The sequence below is a fragment of the Novipirellula methanifontis genome (assembly GCF_052161655.1).
In the GTDB taxonomy this organism is placed as follows: domain Bacteria; phylum Planctomycetota; class Planctomycetia; order Pirellulales; family Pirellulaceae; genus Novipirellula.
In genome coordinates, this window is sequence record NZ_CP197418.1 from 4574072 (window position 1) to 4597892 (window position 23821).

Annotated in this window: 14 protein-coding genes; 7 read left to right on the forward strand and 7 right to left on the reverse strand. The window is 54.6% G+C overall.

What is annotated here, in order from left to right; translation table 11 throughout:
* Nucleotides 1–100: 100 nt before the first annotated feature.
* Entirely contained in the window at nucleotides 101–1186 is a 1086-nt protein-coding gene (locus tag SH528x_RS16155; protein ID WP_442511550.1) for a GNAT family N-acetyltransferase, read from the reverse strand.
* Between the two features lie 335 nt (nucleotides 1187–1521).
* Here SH528x_RS16155 and SH528x_RS16160 point away from each other — a divergent pair, with 335 nt between their 5' ends.
* Nucleotides 1522–2301, forward strand: a complete 780-nt coding sequence (locus tag SH528x_RS16160; RefSeq protein ID WP_442511551.1) for a 3-keto-disaccharide hydrolase — start codon at nucleotides 1522–1524, stop codon at nucleotides 2299–2301.
* A gap of 481 nt (nucleotides 2302–2782) precedes the next feature.
* On the opposite strand, the gene SH528x_RS16165 is transcribed toward SH528x_RS16160, so the two are convergent.
* The 3 genes from SH528x_RS16165 to SH528x_RS16175 form a co-directional block, all read right to left on the reverse strand.
* Nucleotides 2783–3532: an SDR family oxidoreductase gene (locus tag SH528x_RS16165; RefSeq protein ID WP_442511552.1), complete on the reverse strand. Its 750-nt coding sequence runs from the start codon at nucleotides 3530–3532 to the stop codon at nucleotides 2783–2785.
* Between the two features lie 137 nt (nucleotides 3533–3669).
* Nucleotides 3670–7146, reverse strand: coding sequence for an efflux RND transporter permease subunit (locus SH528x_RS16170; RefSeq protein ID WP_442511553.1), 3477 nt, complete (start codon nucleotides 7144–7146; stop codon nucleotides 3670–3672).
* Nucleotides 7147–7677: 531 nt separating this feature from the next.
* The gene (locus SH528x_RS16175; protein WP_442511554.1) at nucleotides 7678–8838 is read right to left on the reverse strand and encodes an efflux RND transporter periplasmic adaptor subunit; all 1161 of its coding nucleotides are present in this window, start codon (nucleotides 8836–8838) and stop codon (nucleotides 7678–7680) included.
* Between the two features lie 196 nt (nucleotides 8839–9034).
* Here SH528x_RS16175 and SH528x_RS16180 point away from each other — a divergent pair, with 196 nt between their 5' ends.
* From SH528x_RS16180 to SH528x_RS16190, 3 genes are all read left to right on the forward strand, one after another.
* The gene (locus tag SH528x_RS16180) at nucleotides 9035–9679 is read left to right on the forward strand and encodes an RNA polymerase sigma factor (protein WP_442511555.1); all 645 of its coding nucleotides are present in this window, start codon (nucleotides 9035–9037) and stop codon (nucleotides 9677–9679) included.
* Between the two features lies 1 nt (nucleotide 9680).
* Entirely contained in the window at nucleotides 9681–11984 is a 2304-nt protein-coding gene (locus SH528x_RS16185; RefSeq protein ID WP_442511556.1) for a WD40 repeat domain-containing serine/threonine protein kinase, read from the forward strand.
* Between the two features lie 488 nt (nucleotides 11985–12472).
* Entirely contained in the window at nucleotides 12473–12775 is a 303-nt protein-coding gene (locus SH528x_RS16190) for a hypothetical protein (protein WP_442511557.1), read from the forward strand.
* Between the two features lie 58 nt (nucleotides 12776–12833).
* Here SH528x_RS16190 and SH528x_RS16195 read toward each other — a convergent pair whose 3' ends face one another.
* A complete protein-coding gene (locus tag SH528x_RS16195; protein WP_442511558.1) occupies nucleotides 12834–14306 on the reverse strand; it encodes a pectate lyase in 1473 nt (490 codons plus the stop codon).
* Nucleotides 14307–14485: 179 nt separating this feature from the next.
* On the reverse strand, nucleotides 14486–16114 hold the full coding sequence (locus SH528x_RS16200; RefSeq protein WP_442511559.1) for an FAD-dependent oxidoreductase: 1629 nt from the start codon (nucleotides 16112–16114) through the stop codon (nucleotides 14486–14488).
* Between the two features lie 618 nt (nucleotides 16115–16732).
* Here SH528x_RS16200 and SH528x_RS16205 point away from each other — a divergent pair.
* From SH528x_RS16205 to SH528x_RS16215, 3 genes are all read left to right on the forward strand, one after another.
* Nucleotides 16733–19396, forward strand: coding sequence for a c-type cytochrome (locus tag SH528x_RS16205; RefSeq protein ID WP_442511560.1), 2664 nt, complete (start codon nucleotides 16733–16735; stop codon nucleotides 19394–19396).
* A gap of 120 nt (nucleotides 19397–19516) precedes the next feature.
* On the forward strand, nucleotides 19517–20866 hold the full coding sequence (locus SH528x_RS16210; RefSeq protein ID WP_442511561.1) for a hypothetical protein: 1350 nt from the start codon (nucleotides 19517–19519) through the stop codon (nucleotides 20864–20866).
* 115 nt (nucleotides 20867–20981) lie between these two features.
* The gene (locus SH528x_RS16215) at nucleotides 20982–22250 is read left to right on the forward strand and encodes a metallophosphoesterase family protein (RefSeq protein WP_442511562.1); all 1269 of its coding nucleotides are present in this window, start codon (nucleotides 20982–20984) and stop codon (nucleotides 22248–22250) included.
* 527 nt (nucleotides 22251–22777) lie between these two features.
* Here the strand turns inward: SH528x_RS16215 and SH528x_RS16220 are convergent.
* Complete coding sequence (locus tag SH528x_RS16220; protein ID WP_442511563.1) at nucleotides 22778–23800, reverse strand: dienelactone hydrolase family protein; 1023 nt, start codon at nucleotides 23798–23800, stop codon at nucleotides 22778–22780.
* Nucleotides 23801–23821: the final 21 nt, after the last annotated feature.

Below are 23821 nucleotides of genomic sequence, written 5' to 3' on the forward strand. Positions count from 1 at the left end.
GTGTGACGCGGCCATAGTCACTGAATTGCTGACTCCCATTAGCTTAGCAGCTCGCATCGCAACCGTGTTGCTCATTGGGAAATGCCGCGAAGATCCACTTCTAACGCATATGCAGCAGGGTGCGGACCGCCGGGACTTTCGCAGCGGCTCGGCGAGCAAGCGTGCGAACGGGATCAGCCCACTGCGAACGCAGAAAGCGATAACGCGATCGCTGAAGCGTCTTGTTCAGCACAAACCGCGTGTGATTCAGGTCAACGCATCCTTCACCGACCATTGACTCGGCCGTCGCTAATCGACCTTTATAACTTTCGAGTCCTTTTCCAAAGTCAACTTGCTGCACATCTCCATAGGCTCCCGCCTCCGCCGCCATCAGCATGCTGACGAGGCCGGGGGAGTAACGTGCACAATCAAAGTCGTAAGTATTGATCAGAAAGTGGGAAACCGTTTTCGAATGCAAGCAGTAATGCAGGGCGACTGGTTTGTCCGCAGCCTTGAGATATACGATTTTGCCACGAAAGCGATCGTCGGTTTCTTGCATCCAAAGCCTCAACAACTCGCGAACCCAGGGTTCGCGGAACGGATGTTTACGTTGCTGGGCTTCGTATTGATCGGACTTCCATTGCAGCAAAGGTTCCAGCAGGTCGGTATCGCATTGCTGCTTACCCACGGTCAGTGCCCCTAACGCCTTCTTCATACGGTTCTGTCCCGTACGTACCGTCTTTTTCAAATTGGCGCTGCGATCATAGACCTCGTCGACATAAGCCTTGCTGCCTTTGGACAAATCCATCTGTGGCGATGACCAAACAGCCCAACAATGCGATGCAAGTGGTTGAGTAACCGGGAAAAGATGATCGAATTCCCAGCGAACCAACTTCGCAGCGCGGAGCATCTCAATAGGATCGATCGCTGTACCCGCACGGTAGATGATCCCTTGATAGTCCGCCAAAGTTCGACCGACCGCGCCTGCTACGTTGCCATGGAGTCGTTCGAACGCGAAGACCGCATTCAAACGTTGGCCATCGACAAGAAGTGCAACCTCGATATTCGGCAGCACCCGAGAGACTGTTTGGACATAGGTCGGAGTGAAATAGGGGCTTTCAAATTCAGGTGTATCCTCCAACAATTCCCACCACTGTGAAAATCGTTCCGCACCAATTTGATTGACCGATTGAACCTGCCATTGCATCACAACAAATTCCCAAATAGAGAACCACGCCTTCGTTGCCGCATGCCTCACGTGGCTGTGTGCGGACTGTGCATTGTGGGGGCACCCTAAGTGATCAGCAAGGGGAATTATGGAAAAATGGCGGGCGTCTTGAAAGCGTAAGTCGCTTCATAGACAAGTGTTAGCGTGTCCATGTGTGGCAAGTTGTTCAGGCTGTATTCATCTGGTTGGATGCGTGAAAATCGGAAGCGAATACGCGAATCGCTCCGTGTGTCTGAAGTACAATCGGTGTGCTTGCCTCCGAGACTTTTGTATTCGGAACCTCCCCCATTCCCTCCTGATTAAGCAGCCTTTCCATGAATCGCCTTTATTGCTTGTCCTTGATTTTGTTGTCCGTTTTTACAGTCACAGCCTATGCAGAGGACGCAGGAAAACAGATCGGTGTCGGAGCCAAGCCGATCGACGGTGCCGAGATGATCATTGACGGGACACGCGAAATGCTGGACCAAAAATGGCAGTATTGGGAAGGACCGCGGTTTGGTTCGGCGATGCCAATCAAATGGAAGATTGTCGACGATCCGGTCGATGGCGGTACGAGCTTGATGACGGACGACCGAGCCGCCGATGGTGGCAAGTACGGTGCCGCCGACATCGTCACCAAGAAACCGTATGGTGATTTCCGCCTGCACATCGAGTTTCTGATCATGAAACCGGGCGGAAACAGCGGCGTCTATCTACAAAACCGTTTCGAAATTCAGGTGCTTGACGGCGACAAAACCAAACACGGCATGGCGGCGGTGATCAACGAGACCGAATCGCCTTATCATGCTTACAACGGCGTCGGCAAGTGGAATGCGTACGATATCACGTTTCGTACTGCTCGATTCGAGGACGGCAAAATGGTCGACAAGCCGATGGTCACGATGTACTTCAATGGTGTGAAAGTGCACACCAACCAAGTGATCAACAAAGTGTGGGGCGGACCGAACTCCGGCGTTGACGGTGGCAACGATAATGGTCGTGGTATTACGGACACGCCACAGGGGCTGAAGCTGCAATGCGAAGGCCACGATGTTCGCTACCGCAACACTTGGATCAAAGAGTTGAACCTCGAGGAAGCGACCACCGATTTCTAAAGTGAGATTCGAGCTAAGCAGGTCGTTCGGTATTTACCGGTGAATCGTCGATCATTCTGTGAGCCGAAGGCGCTAGCCGCGGACTGCTAAGACTTTGGTGCTGTCGTGATTTCTAGTTGCGCTGGTTTTCTGCTACCTCTCTACCGACTTCGTCGGTGGAGAGGTAACTGCACTACAGGACGGAAAAAAACTCACTCCCAATATACGATGTCAATACCAACGTTTTAGCGACGCAGCACTAGCCCAATGCCATCTACTTTGGTAGCGGCACGGCGCGAGCCGTCCGGTTGCGGCAAGTGAAACGTTCAAACTAGACCGGGCGGTTTGCGGCTTGTTGATTTAGTGAGCCGCTCGCGCGTGAGCGGCCGGGTCCCACACATTACCCGGTGCCTTACGGCCCACGGCTCACTTATGCGACTTGCATTTCGATTAAATCAACAGCCCGCTCGCGCCGCACCGCTAAAAATATTTGGGGACTGACTTAGCTCGCGCTTTCTTGCATGTCGGCTTCGACGACCGACTCGGCAAAACTTTGATAGGCACCGCCGACCTGTTGAGCCATCGGATCGGGCCAAGCGTGGAAACGATCCTCGGACAATGCGTCGAAGATTGCGTTGGCGACGGAGGACGGTGGTGCGGCGCCTTCGGTAAATCCTGCGTCATCCGCCATGTCGGTTGCAATCGGGCCCGGATGCACACTGACGACCTGTGTTCCCTGCTCCGCCAATGTGTCGCGCAGCGCCTGGGTGATCGAGTAACTTGCTGCCTTAGACGCCGAATACGTCGCGACATTGGCAAACGTCTTCACCGATACGACGCTGTTCAGCTGGACCAACGCACCGCCGCCATTGGCTGCGAGGACCGGTGCAAACGCTTTCGCCGTGCGAATCAGTCCGTAAACATTCACATTCATTTCATATTGGATTGCCTCGAGAGTATCGTCACTGATCGGGCCTGCCGTTCTCAGAACGCCCGCGTTGTTGACGACCAAGTCCACGTCACTGGCGGTTTTCGCCGCGGCTTCGATCGTGCTTGGATCTTCCAAATCGAAATGAACGGGTACAACGCGGTCACCAAATTCGCTGACCAGCGAGTCGGCCGAGTCCAACTTTCGCACGGCTGCGTAGACTTTCTTCGCACCACGCTGCAAAGCTTCTTCGACAATTGCACGTCCGATTCCGCGATTAGCACCAGTTACGAACGCCGTCTTGTTTTTGACATCAAATGACATTTTGTTTCATCTCCGCTTTGTTTGTTTATTAGGAATGCCTTCACTGCAGCACAGTGAACGGTCAATAGGGACTACTTGCTACGCTGGAAACACTTACTCGACTTAGAATACAATTCCCGAAAGATTCTACGACTTGGTCAAGTGAGCTGGGCACCCAACACGTCCGGGAGCGAGGGAGAATCTGCGTCGGGCTCAGTCGCATCCACGCCTGCTGTCTTGGCGACGCCAGCCCCCTGGATCGCGAATGCCATACTCAAAACGACGGGCACCAAAAACATAGTAAAGACTGTCGACACTACTAAACCGCCAGTAATCACGGCACCAAGCCCACGATACAGCTCGCTGCCGGGCCCCGTCAAAAAGACCAGCGGCAACATCCCGCCCACACTGGTCAACGTGCTCATCAAGATCGGACGTACACGGCTGACGACCGACTCGACGATCGCTTCATTGGGATCGGTGCTGACTTCGTTACCATCTTCGTCTTTGCCCGTCTTCAAAAAGTTCAACGCTTGGTAAACGATCAGGATCGCATTGTTAACCACCACACCGGCCAAGATCACGAACCCAAGGATCGTCAGTACGTCCATGTTTTGAACCGGCAGATAGCGGTCGCTAAGCGTCCACTGATGAACCAACGCCAATCCGATGAATCCGCCGAGCGTTGCCAGAGGGACGCTGATCATGATCACCAGCGGGTACGTCCAGCTTTGAAACAATACCACCATCAATAAGTAGACGATCGCGAACGCCAGGAAGATCGAACTGGAAATCGTTCCCACAAACGAACCGTCACCGATCAACGCGGTCTTGATCTCAGCCAGCGAACCGGCCGAGCCAGCAAAACGAACATCGATTGTCGCCGGAATCGCTTTGGATTGGCGAAGTTCGGCGACTTTCTGATTCAATTGCTCGATCACGGTTGCCAAAGGGATGTTTTCCGGCGGAGTCAACTCGAGTGTGACCGCTCGTTGGCGATCAACGTGACGAATTTGGTCTTGCACGCGGACCCGCTCGACTTTGGCAATGTTTTGCAAATCCACAACGCCATCGCGGCGGGTGGCCACGGGAGCGTTGCGAAGTCCTTCGACTGGCGAATTGCCCAGTGCCGCTTCGGTAATGATCTTCAAATCCTTTAGTTCACCGCCACGCTGAAAACGACGAGGAATCAAAATGCCATCGCCCGACGCCTGTGTCGCTAGCCCCACGTCTTGTCGCGTTAGACCGGCGTCCTGCAATCGTTCGTCATCTGGTTCGACACGAATCTCAGGAGTCGGCAGCAAAAAATTCGATGGCGTCGGATTGGTGCTCTTGTTTCCGTAGTCCGCAACCAGTTGGCTCATCAACGCACCCGCTGAATCGACCACCTCTTCCAACGAATCGCCAACGACATCGATCTTGATCGCTGCCCCGGTGGTGCCGCCGGTGCGGAACAATGGAAACTGGAACGTGAAGTAACGGGTATCGGGGGCGGCACCCGCGATCAATGCACTTTCCACTAGCGGAATCGCGTCGGGAGTGGTTGCGGCGTCCACGGGAATCGCCCCCTGAAAGATCCGGCCTTCGCGAGCGACAAGGAAGTAATGGTCTAGTAGCGGACTGATCACTTTTTCAGTCGAGCCGGGACTGATCGGCAACTCCACTCGATTATCGATCATTGGGTTTTCGCCACCACGGCTCACTTTCTCCATCGCAAATCGATCTCCCGCGGCTTCCCACGACGGCCGGATGATTGGCTCGATACGACTGCCCAGCTCAAACAACTGGTCGATGCTGTAGCCTGGTGGTGGAACCAAAACGCTAAAAACGAGGTTGCGGTTACCCTTGGGCAAATAGTCCAGCGGCGGCAACAACATCACGATCCCGATCACGGTCGCGGTGGCAAACACACTCGCAGTCACGATGCGGCGAACCCAACCTAAGACCAACCAGCGAACGATCGAGCCAATCATTGACGGCAAATCAGTCAGCCGCACGAATGCTCGTGAGATTGCCGATGCAAATCGGGCTCGGCGCGACTGTGGTCGCAATGGACTTGAATCGACCGGAGCCGACTTTGTCTCGTTAGTTTTGGTCGCAAACGGTTTCAGCAATACGCCTGCCGCTGCCGGGATCACCGTCAGTGAAACGATCAAACTGAGTCCGACTGCTGCCATGATCGCGAGCGCGATGTCGCGGAATAATTGCCCCGCTTGTTCTTCGATCAACAACACAGGCAAAAACACCACCAACGTGGTCAAGGTCGATGCCAACACTGCACCGGCGACCTCTTGAGTTCCCTCCAGTGCCGCCTGTTTTGGCGAGTGGCCTTTTTGCAAATAACGAAAGATATTTTCGATCACGACGATCGCGTTATCGACCACCATCCCGACTGCGAACGCCATCCCCGCCAGCGAAATGATGTTCACACTCCGTCCGAGTGCCAATAAGATGACGACCGTTCCGATCGTAGAAAGTGGGATCGCGATCGCAATGATGCCGACCGAGCGAACGCTGCGTAGAAACAGCAATAACGCGACCACTGCCAAAACCGCTCCGGACAAAATATTTTGCTGGACCAGTGCCAATGCGTCTTTGACGTAATTTGATGAATCCCACGTTTGCACCAATTCCAATTTCGTTCCTGGTGCCAATTCACCTGCAGTTTGTAAGATATGTGCTTGTTGGCTGAGCAGCCCATCTTCCGAATTCATGCGAGCAATCTCTGCTTGGATCTCGCTCATCGTGTCCAACAAGTTGCCGCCTGATTCCAATTGAAAGTTGAAGAACGGCATCAGCGTTCCACGGGCTCGCACCCAACTGTCGAGTTCTTTGTATCCGGCTCGCACTTGAGCCACATCGCGGACATAGATCGGGCCTTCTTCATCACGGCGAACCACCAAATCCGAGACCGCTGATGCATCAGCAAACCGACCGATCGTACGAACGCGAAGATCGTTTTTTCCGTCGGTGATTTTTCCGGCCGAGAAGTTGGCATTGTTGACTTCCAATGCGGCGACAAAGTCCGAGTACGTCAAACCGCGGGCTGCCAAGGCGTATGGATCGACGATTACTTGGATTTCCGATTCGCGGGCTCCTACCATGCCCACTTGCGAGATCCCTGGAATCCGCTCAAAGACTGGCCGCATTCGACGATCCATGAAATCGTACAGTGTCGTTGCATCAAAATTCGGATCGTTGCTACTGAAGCCGACCCAGGCGATGTAATCAACACTCTCGGGATCGATCGCTTCGATCTCAGGCTCGTCGACACCGAGCGGATATTGCGGGACTTCGCTCAATTTCTGATCGACTTCGGACATCGCTTGATTGATTTGCGTTCCAGTGCGAAATTGCAATCGAATCAATCCACGGCCGCTGCGTGCGATACTGGTCATCGAGACCAGATTGCTAATGTCGCCGAGGTATTTTTCCTGTTGTTCCATTACATCGCTTTCGATCTCTTCGGCTGAGGCGTTTTCCCAGGCCGTTGCGACTGAGATTACCACCGAGTCAATCTCGGGTGCCATCCGAATCGGAACGTTACGAAGTGCAACCATCCCAGCGATCAGTGAAAGGATCACGCCGACGGTAACGGTGATCGGTTGCGATACCGATGCTTTGACGAAATTCATGATCGAGTTCCAAGCGGGCGATGTTTCGAAAAAAGCCACGCGATTCCGTTCGCGTGGCCGGAGGGTTTTGTTATTGGGATGAGCACGATGGCCCGTCCCACAGACTCGCTTCGCAGTGAGCGTCTTCTACAAACGTAGATACCCACCGGAGCGAGACGTCTTACACGCGATCGGCGAGAATGAAAAGAATCTTGGTCGCCAAACTCGCAGAGTGTCTCGGCAGGCCTACTGTCACCTCTCCCGAACGCAGTTTGGGAGAGGTCGAGCAGAGCCTTCAGCGATTGCTCGGGTGAGGGCGTCCGAGCAAGCTCAATCCAACGATGCACCAAGATTGTGCGGTTGGCCCTCACCCGGACGAGGCCTATGGGGCCCGCTCGACCTCTCCCACGCTTCGCTCGGGCGAGGTAACAGAGAGATTCTGCGGAACAAAATGCTAGAACCTGACATCATTTGTCATTCTTGAATTTAGGCCGCCACGACTGACCACCAAACGGCTAATGGGATTCCGCTCAATGATTCCTGCCTTCCAACCTAGCGTTCCGCCCTTGCCAGTTCATCATCCCCGGCAATCGTATTGATGATTGCCACGTTCTGGCCTGGTAGTAATCGCTCGTTGCCTTCGACAATCACGCGGTCACCCACTTTCAATTGTGCAGATCGAATCGCAACACGGTCGGGTAACTCAAACAGAATTTCAATGGGAACTCGCTCTGCCTTGCTTTCCTTGGATCCCTTGGCAACTCGGTACACGAACGGTTGACTTCCGCCGCGGTTCACCGCGTCTTTATTAATCGTTTCGGTCTCGATTTCACCCGTGGTGGCGATCCATCCGTCGACGGACATCCCCGCTGCGAGCAAGCCATCGGGATTATCCAGAGTGACGACGAAGCTGAGTGTTCGTACGCGAGGGTTCACGTCCGCGACGCGGCGCGTTGACAGCACGTTACTCTCTTGATTGGTTGCTCGCGCTCGCACGCTAACTGATGCACCAAATTGGTCCACCGCAGCGACGTATCGCTCGGGTACTTCCAGCCATGCTTCGATTGGTCCGGTCGACACAATCGTCAATAACGCATCGCCTGCTTGCACCCAATCACCAGGTTCAATGTGTCGTTGGACCACCGAGGCGTCGTACGGAGCTCGGATCACGGTGTCTTCCAAACGAACCTGGATCAGGCGAATTGATTGTGCGATCCGGTCGATCCGGCTTTTCGTCGATGCGATCGTCGCTTGAGCAACTTCGTAAGCGGCTTGGAACGAGTCGAGTTCCTGTTGCCCGATCGCGTTTTGATGGATCAGTTTTTGGCCACGAGCAAGGTCGGCCTGAGCTTGTGTCAGCCGTGCTTTCGCACTGGCCAGATCCGCAGTGGCGACTGCTTTTTCGGCCACCGCTTCGGCGTGTTGTGCTTCTAATCGACGAGCATCCACACGAGCGACGATGTCTCCTCTGCGGACGGTTTCGCCTTCGCGCGGTCCGAGTTCGAGCAATTGGCCCGCTTCGATCGCCGCCACGTTTCCACGGGCAACGGGACGCAGCGACCCGGTAACTGCCTGTCGTTGCTGGACATTTTGCCGCTGAACCGACTCGACACGAACCGGAACTTGCGCCACTGCGAGTGTCGCGGACAAAACGACCGCGACGGACGCAATGCCCGCGATTCGCGGCGTGAAAAGGGGAATATGGAAAGACATGAATCGACTCCAAGGAAGCATTTTTATGTTGTGTAGAGTGAAATACTGCCGCTTTTTGTCGCTCTTACACCGATTCGGAAAGATCTTTCCCCTTTTTATGAACGACGACGTGTAAGAATCGAGTTGCCCCCCAGTATTCCCCTGTGTGATCCGGCGCGGTCGCCATGGTCGTGACAACAGCTATAATTATCTCGTCGTGAAGACTGGAAATTCGACCAAGGCCGCTCAGGATACAAATTTGACCGATTCACCGATCACCCGAGCAACGCTGCTGTTGCGACTGCGCGACGGAGAAGATAACGAAGCATGGTCCGAGTTTCTCAGAGACTATGGACCGATGCTTTATCGTTTTGCCCGCAGTCGTGGTTTGCAAGACGCCGACGCGGCGGACATCGTGCAAGATGTCGTTCGGCGTGTCGGATCCGCGATCTCGCGTTTAGATTACTCCAAAGAAAAAGGCGGATTTCGAGCATGGCTGTTCACGATCACGCGGAATCGACTCTACACCTATTTTGAAAAACGAAAACGTCTTGGTCCCACGGCAAACGATTCCGCTCAGTACGAGATGCTCTCGCAAACACCTGAGGCTACCAATGAGCTGCAGGATGCCTGGGAACGTGAACACCAACGCCAATTGGCAGGCCAAGCGATGAGAGAAGTCCAGCCCGAGGTCGAGCCGCAGACGTGGAACGCATTTCAGTTGACGGCCGTCGATGGAATGAGTGCGGGGGAAGCGGCCAAACAATTGGGGATGACCACCGGGGCCGTCTACGTAGCCAAAAGCCGTGTGATCGCCAGATTGAAGACGGTTATCGAACGATTGCAGGAAGAGGACCAGTAGAATGCCAGTCGCAACAACTTGCCTGACCCGAGACCAGATTCAATCGCTGATACGCGGATCGCTGCCGCCGTCGGAGTTGCAGCAATTGACCGAGCACATCGGTAGCTGTTCCGCATGCCAAGAAGCCTTGCAAATGGCAGCCACCGGGACGCTGGAAATCGAATCGTTGGTTGCCAACCGGATGACGATGAATCCTCCGAATGACTCGGCGTATTGGCCTGCAATCCAATCGGTTGCCGATGTGGACAAGGCGACGCTTCCTCCCGACACGTCCACGCAGTTCAATCCGGGTGCGTCCACTTCGGCTGACACGCCAGGGCCGACACCGGGTGTAGCAACGCCCCCGCTGAATTTCTTAGAGCCGTCGGAGGACCCCGCCTATCTGGGACGACTGGACCACTTTCAAATCGCTCGCGTGATCGGACGTGGTGGCATGGGAATCGTTCTCGAGGCCTTTGACACGCACCTGCAGCGGTCGGTTGCGATCAAAGTCCTAAACCCAGAATTCGCAAAGAACGACACGGCCCGACAACGCTTTTGTCGTGAAGGTCGGGCAGCAGCCGCGATTTCGCACGAACATGTCGTCTCGATGTACCAAGTCGCACGAGAGAGCGACGGCAAGATTGCTTACCTCGTGATGCAATTGATTGACGGCGAGACACTCGAAAATCGACTCGCCAACCATTCGCCGCTTCCTGCGGCCGAGGTGGCGCGGATGGGGATGCAGATCGCGGCCGGGTTGTCTGCGGCACATGGCCGGGGGATGATCCATCGCGACATCAAGCCTGCCAATGTACTGATCGAAAAGGAAACGGATCGGATCAAGTTGACCGACTTTGGGCTCGCTCGGGCTGCCGATGATGTCAAGCTGACAAAGACCGGGATGGTCACAGGCACGCCGCTCTACATGTCACCCGAACAAGCGATGGGTTCGGAAGCCGATGAGAAGTCGGATTTGTTTTCGTTCGGAGTCGTGTTGTACGAAATGGCGGCCGGCAAGTCGCCGTTTCAGGCACCCTCGATCGTAGGCGTGATGAAAAAGGTGATGGATGAGAATCCAGAGCCGCCGCATCGCGTCAATCCAGCGATCCCGCGAAAATTGTCGGACGTGATCATGGCTCTTTTAGAAAAGAAGCCCGACGATCGCCCCGAATCGATCAACAGCGTCGCCACGGTCTTGGCGGGCATCGTTACTCAGTTCGGCCCGATATCGCCATTGCAATTTCCCGCGATCAAAGCCAACGATGCCAAACGGCTTTCAGGGAAACATCGTGCGATCGCTCGCCGAGTGTCCTATGTTGCTATCGCGATCGCCGCGATTGGATTGATCACGCTGGGGGCCGTGCTCGGCGGATGGATTTTTAGTCCTGCTCCCACGGCGACGAACAACATTGCGTCAACCGACGATGCCCGCTTTCCATCGATCTTGCTGAGCGGAAATCCGGGGACCGTTTGGTCGGTTGACTTTGTACCGGGCAAAGAACAAGTGGCTGCCGCAATCGAAGATGGTTCGGTTCGAATTTGGGATATCGAAACTCAGAAAGTGGTTAGAAGCTTCAGTGCTCATCGCGGTTTGGTTTGGATGATCCAGTACCATCCGACGCGGCCGATCGTAGCCACCAGTGGCGATGATGGATTCGTCAAACTGTGGGATGCCAATACCTATCAAATGATTCGCGAATGGAAGGCCCCGAACGCAGTGCGTGGGATCGCCTTTTCGCCCGATGGGGCGAGAATCGTTGCGGGGGATCGCGAAGGGATCATCCATTTGTACGACATCGACTCGGGCGAACAAGTGGGGTCGAAAACCCAGTCGGGAGCAATTTTTGGTGTCGATTACTCAAGTGACGGCAAGCTGATTGCCACGGTCGGTACCGATAAAATCGTTCGTGTTTGGGACGCGGATTCTCTTGAGGAGCGGCAATCGTTCAGCGGGCACGAAGGTCCGATCTATAACGTGGCCTTCATTCCCGAGGGACCGCTGTTGGCAAGCGTCGGTTGGGGCAAAGTCATTCATCTCTGGAATGTCGACACAGGCCAGGAAGTTTCCACGCTGCAAGGCAGTCAGAGTGATATCTGGGGGCTGACGTTCTGCAACTACGGGTCGCACCTGATCACGTCGGGGCAAGACGGGATCACGCGAATTTGGGATATCTCTGATGGTCACGAGGTCGCGAAACTGGGCGGGCACGAATCGTCGGTGCATAACGTCTCGCTCGACTCAGTAAATCATCGTATCGCCAGCAGTGGTCGAGATGGCAACATCCGCATTTGGGACTTGTCGGTACTCGGTGAGTCAAAATAGACATCTGTATAAAGACAGCCCTGTCAAACATTTTGTAGCGAAACTCGTCAAGAGTTTCGGCGAGCACGAGCTTACGTTATGGAACGAAAGTCTTTGTGACTGGTGTGATTTATTGAACTTTCACTTGATTCCGCCGAACGCGGCGAAGCATGATTTTTTTATGCAACCGTTCGAGTTCGGAAACCCCGACTTGCTGAAGCAACTTGAGCTGATAGGTTACCGGGCGAGGCGAATCTTCGATTTCATTCCATGAACCCTGGTTAAAAAAAGCGGAAGCATCTGACAGTTTCGGATTTTACGATTTTGACTGCACCCCCGCCATGTGAGCGGAGCGACGCTTTTAACTCTAATAATCGGGACAGAATTCACCAGCATTTTGGACCGTCGCTGTAAATCTGCTAAATTGAAGGTAGTCGTGAGCACGCAATCGCTTCCAACTGGCTCACGGTTCTTCTCTCAAGCATTTCACGAATCAAGGGATGAAAACGATGGCCACTCACGCTCTCGGCGAACTGGTACTCGAGGTCGAGTACACCAACGCCAAACAACACACGGCGTTCATGACCGGACAAATCCGATGTGAAGACAGCGGTGCTGGCGAAATCGTGGCAGTGCTGTTCGACATGAACGGCGACCGAAAATCAGAACTCGCTGCTGGAGCGCATCAGCACGGTGACACTCGCGTTGCGTGTAACACATTGACAATGCCTGTGCCACCAAGATGGACGGTCAAGGGGTATCGTATCGAAACCCAATCCGCCATCCAAACGCAGTGGGCGGAAATCGATTGATGTCGCAACGCGACTTCATCACTCTGCCTCGCCACGCAACGTTGACGCGTCAACAGAACTACTTACGTGAGGCCGCGATATAGGTCGCGAGTGTCTTCAGATTGGTAATAAAGGTTTTGCTAGAAATAATCCGCGAAACGTTGGCCTCGGGGTGATTTTTTAGTACGCCAGCTTCGACCCATGCGCCGCGTGAATCCAAAGTTGCGGCAACCCGTGTCGCTTGTTCCGTTAGCGATTTGGATGGCTTCGCTGGCTTGGGTTCAGATTGCACCCACAGGCGATCCTCCGGCAACGATTCAACTTTATCCAGTTCGCTGCGAATCCGCCCCAGCGACGAACTCACCACAAAACCATAATGGGTTGGAACGTCGGAATCCGAGTAAGACAACTCGTACTCTTTAGTCATATACAACGGGCGATTGGTTTTTAGTTCATAAAACCTTGCCAAGCGTCCGTCGTCTCGCAAGCACGTTTCGTAATACGGCAACGCTAACTTAACCGCATCCAGAAAGCGTTTGTCTGCTGAGCGTCGATAAAGTAACAACAGTGTCCGCATGACCTGCTGAGACTCACCTCCGCTGATCGCGGGCGGCTCAAATTTGCGTGCTAATGCGGGCTGCATTTGCTCGTTGTACTGTTGAGCCCAACCGGGTTGCGGTGACGGCATTTGTGCGAGCAACAGAAAGTGGCCTCCCCGCATTGCCGCGTCGAAGTACCGCTTGTCCTGATAGTGATCAAACGCCTCTAGCATCGTGGCGATCAGATCCGCAATTGTGCCGTCATTGAGCGTGTAGTAACTGTCGTACTTTTGTTTGGGATACGTCTTCGACCAAGCCTTAGGATAAGAAGCTTTCAGGTTTGGATCGGATGTTTCGGTCGGGAACGAATCGTAACGTTGAGGCCAAGCACCGTTGGGATACTGGCTGCGGAGTACCCCGTCCAAGGCGTACAAGATGGCTTCGTGAATCGCAGCATCGCTTTGCTCGGTGGCAATGTCCAATCGCATCAAAAAGCGAATCACCGACTGGGTCTTGTCGTCATCGAACGTCGTCGTGTTGCGTCGCTTCTTTACCTCTGCTGAGTCGACTCGGTATGCATAGCGTTTGCGATCGTCGGTGGCGAACTCGATTTGTTCACCCCAGCCACCGGAGACAAGTTGTCCGCGAAGCAGCGCTGTCGCGGTCTCTTTTGCAGCGTCGAGCAACATGGGGTCCGCTGTCAATTCGTAGGCACTTAGGTAAGCATCGCCGACACTTGGCGTCGCAGGCGGTTCGATCCATGCCGTCGTTTTTCCCACTTTCACTTCACCTTCACGAAACGCAAGATCCTCGCTGAGCTGAAAGACGTAACCGCCATGCGATGACGCGTGCGCGCGGAAGAACTCAACGCTACGGTGGAGTGCGTCAACAGCGTCACTGTGGGGAAATGGCTCGTCCGCATGCCCCCGAGTGGCGGTTATGGTACACAGCAGCACGAGCCCCACGCGAATGAGCAACCGGAAAGAAACGCGTTTCAAAATGGATGCCTTCATATTACACATTCCGATTTGGCGAACAGGGGGTTGCCCCAAACATAGTGTAGTGCAACGGCGGTATTCACCGATTGCTGGGATGACTGTTGAACCGACTGAAATTTCGATCATCGAATGATGTAGCAGTGAACCATACTGGATTGTTCCACTGCACGAAATTCTGCGGTGAGCGAGTGAGTTCAGCTGAGGTATTGATGCACACAGGTGATCGCCAATGCGCCGTCACCGACGGCAAATGCGCATCGCTTGGTTGTTCCACTACGAACATCACCCGAGGCGAACACACCTGGACTGGTGGTCTCGAGTTCGCACGGGGTGCGATCCAGTTGCCAATGCGGGTGGTTTTGAACCGTGGGCCCAGTGATCACATAGCCGCGGGCATCCAAGCCGACGGATTCATGCAACCATTCGGTATGCGGTTTTGCCCCGACGAAAATGAATGCAGCGGAGCAGTTTTCACTAACGGTTTGGTTCGTTTGATTGTTGCGAAGCTGAATCGATTCGAGTTTCGATTCGCCGCTCAGACGCTCAATCTCTGTGTTTACGCGGACGTCAATGTTGGCTGCCTGCTCAATTCGCGTTGCCAAATAGCTGGACATCCCTTTTCGTAAATTGTCACCTCGCAGCAGCAAGCTGACCTGCTTTGCTTGCTGCGACAGAAACATCGCGGCTTGCCCGGCCGAGTTGCCGCCACCGACGACGAACGCGTTGGCGTCTCGACAAGCGCGACTCTCGACCGAGGTGGCCGAATAGTAAATGCCGATGCCTTCGAACCGTTCGCAATTTTCAAGCGGCAATCGGCGATACGATGCCCCCGTGGCAATCAGGACGGTTTTCGTTCGCACGGTCTGGCCCGTACAGAACAGCAGACAATGCTCGCCTGCGTCATTGCGGTGCATCGATACCACCGAAACGGGAGCCGTAAATTCAGCCCCAAACTTCATTGCTTGCAGGTAACCTTGGTTGGCGAGATCCGAGCCGGATATGCCTGCGGGGAAGCCCATGTAGTTTTCGATCCGTGAGCTCTGTCCCGCTTGGCCGCCGGGCCCCATGCGATCGACGACGAGTGTGCGAAGGCCTTCCGACGCGCCGTAAACTGCGGCAGCCAAACCCGACGGCCCCGCCCCGACGACGATCACATCATAGAGTTCGTCACGGATTTCGCGAGAGATCCCTAAGCAATCGGCAACCTTTGCGAGCGTTGGTTTGCGTTCGACATGTTGACTGCAAACAAGGATCGGCGTCTCCTCGGACGTAGCATCGAGTTGCGTCAGCAGTTCGCGGCCTTCGTCCGTAGTGATATCGAACAGGGTGTGAGGCACTTTGTTTTTGTAAAAGAATTCACGAAGCTGCAATGTCTGTTTTGAATCTGCGGATCCAACAAGTCGGATGCCGAGAAAGCCCGACTCTTCTAATAGCTGGCGACGCATTTGAAACGCCTTCAGCAGCTTGTCGCTCAACGTAGGGATTTCGCCCAACACGCGCCGCATCCGGCACGCGGTAATCTCGATCACCTCGCAATCCCCGCGTGCGACAGCGGCGATCACCGCAGGACGCCCCGTCAACACATCTACATCGCCGGTGAATTCGTTGGCCGTATGCACCGCCACATCGGTCGCTGTGCCGGTTGAAGTATCGATGATCGCGACGCAGCCAGACTTGATGGCGAACAGCGACTGATTCTTTTGGCCGTTAGCCACCAGGGTTTCGCCATCGCCAAATTGGCGGACGATGCCAAGCGTTTCCAGGCAGGCAATTTCATCATCGCTCAGTGCGGGAAACGCGACTTGATCCATTACCTCATTCATCCCTTCCATCCCTCATTCGTCCCACCCCGTGTGAATTCAACTCTTCGTTGGGCCGGACCAATGCTGCGGTCGAGCCAACGTCGACATTCTAGCGTCACCCGACCGATCGCGACCGGACAATGCAAACGGTCCGTTCAAATTTGCCGGGCTCTCGTTATCAGTGCGGCGCAAGCCCAGTACCATCGCCTTTGCCAATATACGAGTGTTGTTTGTAGCGGAGCGGCGCGAGCCGTTGGGTTTCATTCGAAGGTTTTGCTCGACGCAATCGGACGGCTCGCAGCGTGCCGTTACCAAACTCAGGCAAAATCGTTGCTCCAAAGCTGCACAGATTGCTGAAACGGGTTAGAATGCTCACTACTCAAGCGTCGCTGGGACAGTCTTCTAGGACCCCCAATGGTGCTGAGTCCCCCCTTCGCGGATGACGCGAATTGCCATGAGTCGGTTTTAGAGCCGAAATAGTCCGTCTTTTCTGCAATTTCCGACGGCATGGCAACCTTCCCACTCCCCACCGCGTGGCTTGCGAATTCCCCTTCAAAATTCCGACTCCAAAAATAATTTTCCAAGAACCAACCTATGATTAGTTCCACGTCTCGTTCCCCATCGCCGCTAAATTGCCTTATGACGAAGATACCGTTACGTGCCGCTGTGGTTGCAGTGCTTTGTACTGCGTTTGTTTCTACGAATGCCATGGCCCAGCGAACGCCTGGGAAACTGAGAGAAGCGATCAAGCAGCGAGCTAACGCTAAAAATGCTGCAGCGAAAGCTGCCACCCCCGCACCGTCTAGCGAACCCAAGACGACCGCGGTCGGCAACACAGCGACGCCAATCGATCGCATTACTGCGGCCGAAGGTTTCAAGGTCGAATTGCTCTACTCGGTCCCTGGCGAGGTCCAAGGATCGTGGGTGAATCTGTGCACCGATAACAAAGGTCGGTTGCTCGTCAGCGATCAATTCGGCGGCCTGTACCGCATCACTCCGCCCCCCGCCGGCCAGGAAATCAAGCCCTCCGACATTGAAAAAGTGCCCGCGAATATTCGCGCAGTCAACGGCATGGTCTGGGCATTTGACGCTCTGTACGTCGGTGTCAACGACTACGAACGTAAGATTCCTTCGGGATTGTACCGCGTTACCGACAGCGACGGCGACGACCAACTCGACAAAGTCGAAATGCTACGTGAGGTCGACGCGCGAGGTGACCACGGAGTTCATGCCGTTGTGCCGACTCCCGATGGCAAGGCGCTGTATCTAATCACCGGTAACAACGCAACGCCACCAGAGCTGGCCGATAGTTCACAAGTGGCTCAAATTTGGGGCGAAGATCATCTGCTGCCAAGCATGCCAGACGGACGCGGCCACAACCGTGGCGTGTTGGCCCCAGGCGGCATTGTCTATCGCGTCACTCCCGATGGCAAGAAATTTGAAGCCTACGCGTCGGGCTTCCGCAATATCTTTGACGCCTCGGTCAATCGCGAAGGGGAACTGTTCACCTACGATGCCGACATGGAATACGACTTTAATACGCCTTGGTATCGTCCCACACGAATTTGTCATGTGACTAGCGGAGCCGAGTTCGGATGGCGCAATGGTGCCGGCAAACGGATGCCATTCTATGCTGACAATTTGCCTGGCATTCTCGACATCGGTCCTGGATCGCCCACCGGAACGACGTTTGGCTACGGAGCAAAATTTCCAGCGAAATATCAAAACGCACTGTTCGCGTTGGATTGGAGCTGGGGCAAACTGTATGCAGTTCATATCGAACCAAGCGGTTCATCGTACACGGCAACCAAGGAAGAATTTGTCACCGGAGCTCCGCTGCCGATCACAGATGCGATCATCCACCCGCAAGACGGCGCGATGTACTTCACGATCGGCGGTCGTCGTGTCCAGTCAGGACTGTACCGAGTGACCTACGTCGGCAAAGAATCGACCGAACTCTTTCAGCCGAAGGTTGTACAAAGTAAAGCGAGAGATACTCGTCACATGCTCGAAGCGTTCCACGGCAAGCAAGATCCGAAAGCGATCGGCACCGCGTGGCCCTATCTTGCGGACAACGATCGTTTCATTCGCTTCGCTGCACGCACCGCGATCGAGCACCAACCGATCCAATCGTGGGCCGACAAGGCGTTGACGGAATCGGATCCAGCGAAACAAGTCGAAGCGCTGTTGGCACTTGCTCGCGTAGCCGGCGTTGATCCCTTGCACCGCACGGACAAGACGCCAGAGGTCGATACCACGATGCGAGGCAAGTTGCTCAATGCGGTAATCGCGATAGAACCCTCCAGTCTGGATCTTTCCGGACAATTGACACTCCAGCGAGCGACGCAGATTATCTTGAATCGCTTTGGTCAACCGGACCAGGAAATGGTGGACAAGTTGATCGCTCGCCTTGACCCGCAGTTCCCTGCCGAAACGGCGGAGATGAATTGGTTGTTGTGCGAAACGCTGGCGTCGTTGCAATCGCCCACGGTTGCGGAAAAAGCGATGGCACTGATTGCTGCGGCACCCACGCAAGAAGAACAGATGCAGTATGCACGTTCGATTCGGCTGCTGACGGCCGGTTGGACTCCTGAACTGCACGAGGCCTACTTTGAGTGGTTCTTGAAAGCGGCCAACTACAAAGGCGGAGCGAGCTTTGACAAGTTCATCGAGTTCATTCGTAACGATGCCGTTGCTTCGCTGAGTGAAGCGGAAACAGAATCGATGGCCGAGTTGTTGGCGAAGAAACCGGTCAAAAAGTCGGCACTCGAAAACTTGGGCGAAGTCTTCAAAGGACGTACGCCCAAGGAGTGGACGCTCGAAGAGCTTTCCGAGGCAGCTCGCACTGGACTGCATAGTCGTAACTTCGCGAACGGCCGAAAAATGTTTGCTGCCAGCGGTTGTTACGCCTGTCACCGGTTCGGTGATCAAGGCGGAATGACGGGGCCCGATCTGACTTCGGCCGGTCGCCGTTACTCGTCCCACGATTTGTTGGACCAAGTGGTCAATCCAAGCAAGGTGATCAACGAGCAGTTCTCGTCGATCAAAGTGTTGACCGAAGACGGCATCGTGCACACTGGCGTGGTGGTCAACCTGAATGGCGACTCGATGACGATCAACACCGATTTGACCGATCCGAATCAACGGGTCAATGTGAATCGCAACGAGATCGAAGAGCTCGTCGTTTCGGATATCTCCGCGATGCCTGTCGGACTCTTCAATCCGATGACGAAGGACGAGATCCTTGATTTGATCGCCTACCTAATCAGCGGCGGCGATTCAAAACATGCCTTTTTCAACTAACGTAGAATAGGCTTCCAGCCTGTTTTTGAAATCTCATCAAGGCTCCGTCGGCTCTCGTCCGGTGGAGCCTTTTTTCAACACTTCACCGCACTCCCGCCCCATCCCCCCGATTCCATGCAAATGAAAACCCTCACCACAATCGCACTGATTGGCGCGGTCCTGACTGCCTCGGCGTCGGCCCAGCAACCGCCTTATGACAATGCCCCTGTAGTAGAAGCTGATTCGTCGTACTATCGAGTTCGTTACGAGGCTTCAACTGAACCTGGAGAGCTGATCTTTCCCGTTGCCTACACGCTTTGGGTTCCCCCCGCGGTCAAACAACTCCGGGGCGTGATTGTGCATCAGCATGGGTGTGGCGAGGGATCCTGCAAATCAGGGCAAACCGGCGCGTTTGATTTGCATTGGCAATCGCTTGCTAAGAAACACGACTGTGCGTTGTTATCACCGGCTTATGAGCAGCCTGAAGGGACCGATTGCCAAATGTGGTGTGATCCACGAAATGGTTCCGATGATGCGTTTCAGAAATCGTTAGTCGACTTGGGCGATCAGAGCGGTCATCCCGAACTTGCCAACGTGCCATGGGCTCTGTGGGGACACAGCGGCGGTGGTCATTGGGCTGGTGGGATGTTGCTGTTGCACCCCGAGCGAATCGCTGCGGTTTGGTTGCGTTCGGGAGTGCCATTGTTCGATGAGGTCGAAGGACGTGCAATTAAACCTCACACACTGTCCCCCGCCGCACTGAAGGTACCTGTGATGTGTAACCTGGGCACCAAAGAAGGTGTGACGGAAAAAAATGGACGCTTCGCCGGAGCCTGGCCAGCAAACCAAGCATTCTTTGCAAAAATGAGAAGCGAAGGAGCATTGATTGGCATCGCGATCGATCCACGAACCAGTCACGAGTGCGGCAATTCCCGCTACCTAGCGATCCCATGGTTGGATGTTTGTCTGGCGGCGCGTTTGCCCAACAGCAGCGGTGCTTCGCTGCGACCGATGCCGACGCAGGCTGTTTGGCTAGCGGAGTTAAACGTCGATGCAACCAAGGCAATGGTCGCGGTGCCAGCGGCCAAGTACTCGGGTGATCTCGCCAGTTCGATCTGGTTGCCCAATGAAGAGATCGCCAGGGCATGGAGTCAATTCATCATTGACACCAACGTTGCGGACAGCACGCCTCCTCCGACGCCGACCAACGTTGTGGTGAAGGATCGCGAGTTGACCTGGGACGCGGAAGCGGATCTTGAAAGCGGGATATCGCATTTCATCATCGAGCGTGATGGCCAATTGATCGCAACCGTCCCCGAGAAGAGCAAGAACCCGTTTGGACGTCCGCTCTTCCAAGGCTTGCAGTACAGCGACACGCCCTCAATGCCGCTGGTGGAAATGCGTTACACAGTTGAAGCATCGCAGCCCGTTACGGCGAGCCAGTACCGTGTCCGCGCGGTCAACACCGTTGGACTCGTCTCGGGCGAGTAGCTTGTTTCGCAGGTGCACGTGATTCAATGAGTAGAGTAAAATAAGACTCCCACCCAGATCCCACCTTTGCGGTTAGTTCAACCAAAAAACAACGGCTGTCAAATCGAGAAACTCCATGTTCAATCGACGTCAATTCATCGGCACGATCCCCGTCAGTGCCGTTGCTTTTTCCGCAGTGAATTTTTCGCAACAGGTTCAATCGCAGGAATCGCAGAGCAACGTAAAGGAGCTGATCGCGAGTCCTCCGGTCGTCCAGAACCCACGCCCGAATGGCTTCGGTGTCAGTATTGCGGTGAGTGAATTTGCGACTGCTTGGGTCGAATACGGATTTTCCGAAAAGGATCTTTCGTTCACCGCAGTAGCGAGCCAGTGTGGTTTGATCAGCGCCGACGATCACGCTTTGCACATCCGTGTCGAGCATCATGAAATCCTGCCGACGGATCGGCCGATTTTCTATCGCGTCGTCGCACAACCGCTTCGCTACTCCAACGCCTATCTGCTGCAACGAGGCGAACCGCAAGCGACCGCGACTTATCCGCTCCGCTTGCCTAGCTCTTCGGGGAATCGAGTTCGCATCGTCAGTATCAATGATACGCACGAAAATCTAGAGACGATTCATACACTGCACCGTGAAATCGAAAAGCTAAGTCCTGATTTGCTGATTTGGAACGGCGACAGTTGCAACGATTTTGATTCAGCCGATTCGCCTGAACAGATCCTGCTCAACCCAGGCAAAGACTTGAAGATGTCTTGGGCCAGCATGCGACCGCTACTGTTTAGCAATGGAAACCATGACGTGCGAGGCCAACGAGCTCGGGAAGTGACAAAGAGTATTGTGCCGTGCCCCGAGTCATCGGATTTGCCTTACAACCAAGCATTGCGTTACGGGCCATTGGCGTTAATCACGCTCGATACCGGCGAAGACAAACCGGACCATCATCCCGTCTTTGCAGGAACCGCCGCCTATGAACCCTATCGCACGAAACAGGCCGCTTGGCTGAGTCGAGTGATGGATCAGCCCGAGATCAAGCAGGCAGCGTTCAAAATCGTCGCGTGCCATATTCCGCTGCGAGGCCTGGATAACCAAAACGACGGAACAACGCTCGATGGCTACGCCAGTTACAGCGGGTTTGGAGCGAAGCTTTGGTTGCCGATTCTAAAACAGAACAATGTCCAAGCGATCTTTTCAGGACACATGCACCGCGATCGGCTTGACTCGGCGAGCAAGGAGATGCCGATTTTGCAATTCGTAGGCGGCGGTCCGAACCCGGAACAAGCAACGTTGACGATCATTGATGCGATCGACGAAGGTGATAAGCAATCACTCGACATTCGGATCGTTGATTTGCAAGGCAAGCTGTTGCATCAACAACAATGGACTTGAGCACGCCACCTCAAGGCTCTGGGCAGGCCTGTGTGAGTAGGCGTGTTTTTTTCCGCAGACTAGCCACTGGATGCTATCTACTTTGACATCAAACTTTTTTTACCGGAGCGTCGTAAGCCTGGACTGCTGAAACTTTGGTATTGATGTGATTTTGGTTGCGTTGGTTTTCTGCCACCTCTCCACCAACTTCGTTGGGGGAGAGGTTGAACGGAGCCTTCAGCGACGTTCGGGTGAGGGGGCTGACCGAGCAATCCACTCGCCGACGACAACGTCGTTTGCACCGGACTGCTCGGATGGTAGCGCGGTCGCCCCCTCACCCGAGCAACGCCTAAAGGGCGTGCTCGACCTCTCCCCCGACTTCGTCGGTGGAGAGGTAACTGCTCTATAGGCCAGAAGAAACTCTCACCCCAAAAATCACAACAACACCAAAGTTTTAGCGGAGCGGCGCATGCCGCCAACAAGTTACCATCATCCCTTTAAACGTCAGCAGGTTGATTGCGATCAACGTTGCCGAGTTTCGTTTTGATTCAGTTTTCGCGGATGGCCTTCGCCATCTTGGGAATCACGAAAGGGATGTAGACAATTCCGGAATAATGGTTGCCGAGCATTCGCACGTGATGACTCGGGTCGAGATCGGCAGTGTGCGCAAGCGCAATTGCATTTTGGATGGGGACGACTTGATCGTAGTCGGCGGAGTACAGCCACGTGTGTTTAGGGTCCAAGCGATGAGCGATTCGCATCGGTTCGACTCGGTTCACGAGCTCGCTGATCTCGTTCAACGAAAGTCCGGATTGCTCGAGTTGTTGACGAAATTTTGCAGCGTCCTTTTTCCCACTTTGAATCACTTGCATCAAATTGCCGCCGGCCAGCAGTATGAAAACGTTTTCATATCCGCAGCCTTTTGCCCCGCTGTCCAAACAAGCACTGGTTGCGGAGACGAATCCGCCCAGACTAGTGCCTTGCAGCGACACGCGGCCGTTCTGGACATATGGTAGCGCCGCGACGGCATCGCGAGCACGGCGAACATCGGCAACGGCTTGCGGGATCGCGTCGATTACCTTTCGACGGTCGGGATGGTCGTCGGCGGATCGTCGGTTTCCATAGTAGGGAAGGTGGATCAGAAACGCGTGGACGCCGCAGGTCTGGAATCCGCGTGCAAACACGCGTCCCACCGCCATCTTCGATCCCGATTCGTGAACGACGACGACCGCAGGAGCAGTGATCGGGGCGCCATTTTTGTCGCGAGCAAAGTAACACTCCATCGGCACTCGGTCGTTTTGCAAATCACCGCTCGGGATTGGTGAAGGGAACAACGCGAGTGCGTCACCCTTCCCTGCCAGCGGTGCATTCCAAGACACTTCGAACTCGCTCGGAGGCCAGATCAATCCTGTCAAACAGTGGCGTGCGTCGTCGGAAGCCTCTTCGGGCGGGTTTAGCGAGTCCTTGGCGACAAGAGAATGAAACTGCAAATCCGGCATTTCAGCCGTTGCATTGACTGTCAACATTCCCGCCAACGCAAGCAAAATTAGGGTCGTTCGTAGAAAGCTCATCCGCCACCGCCGTTGTGATCA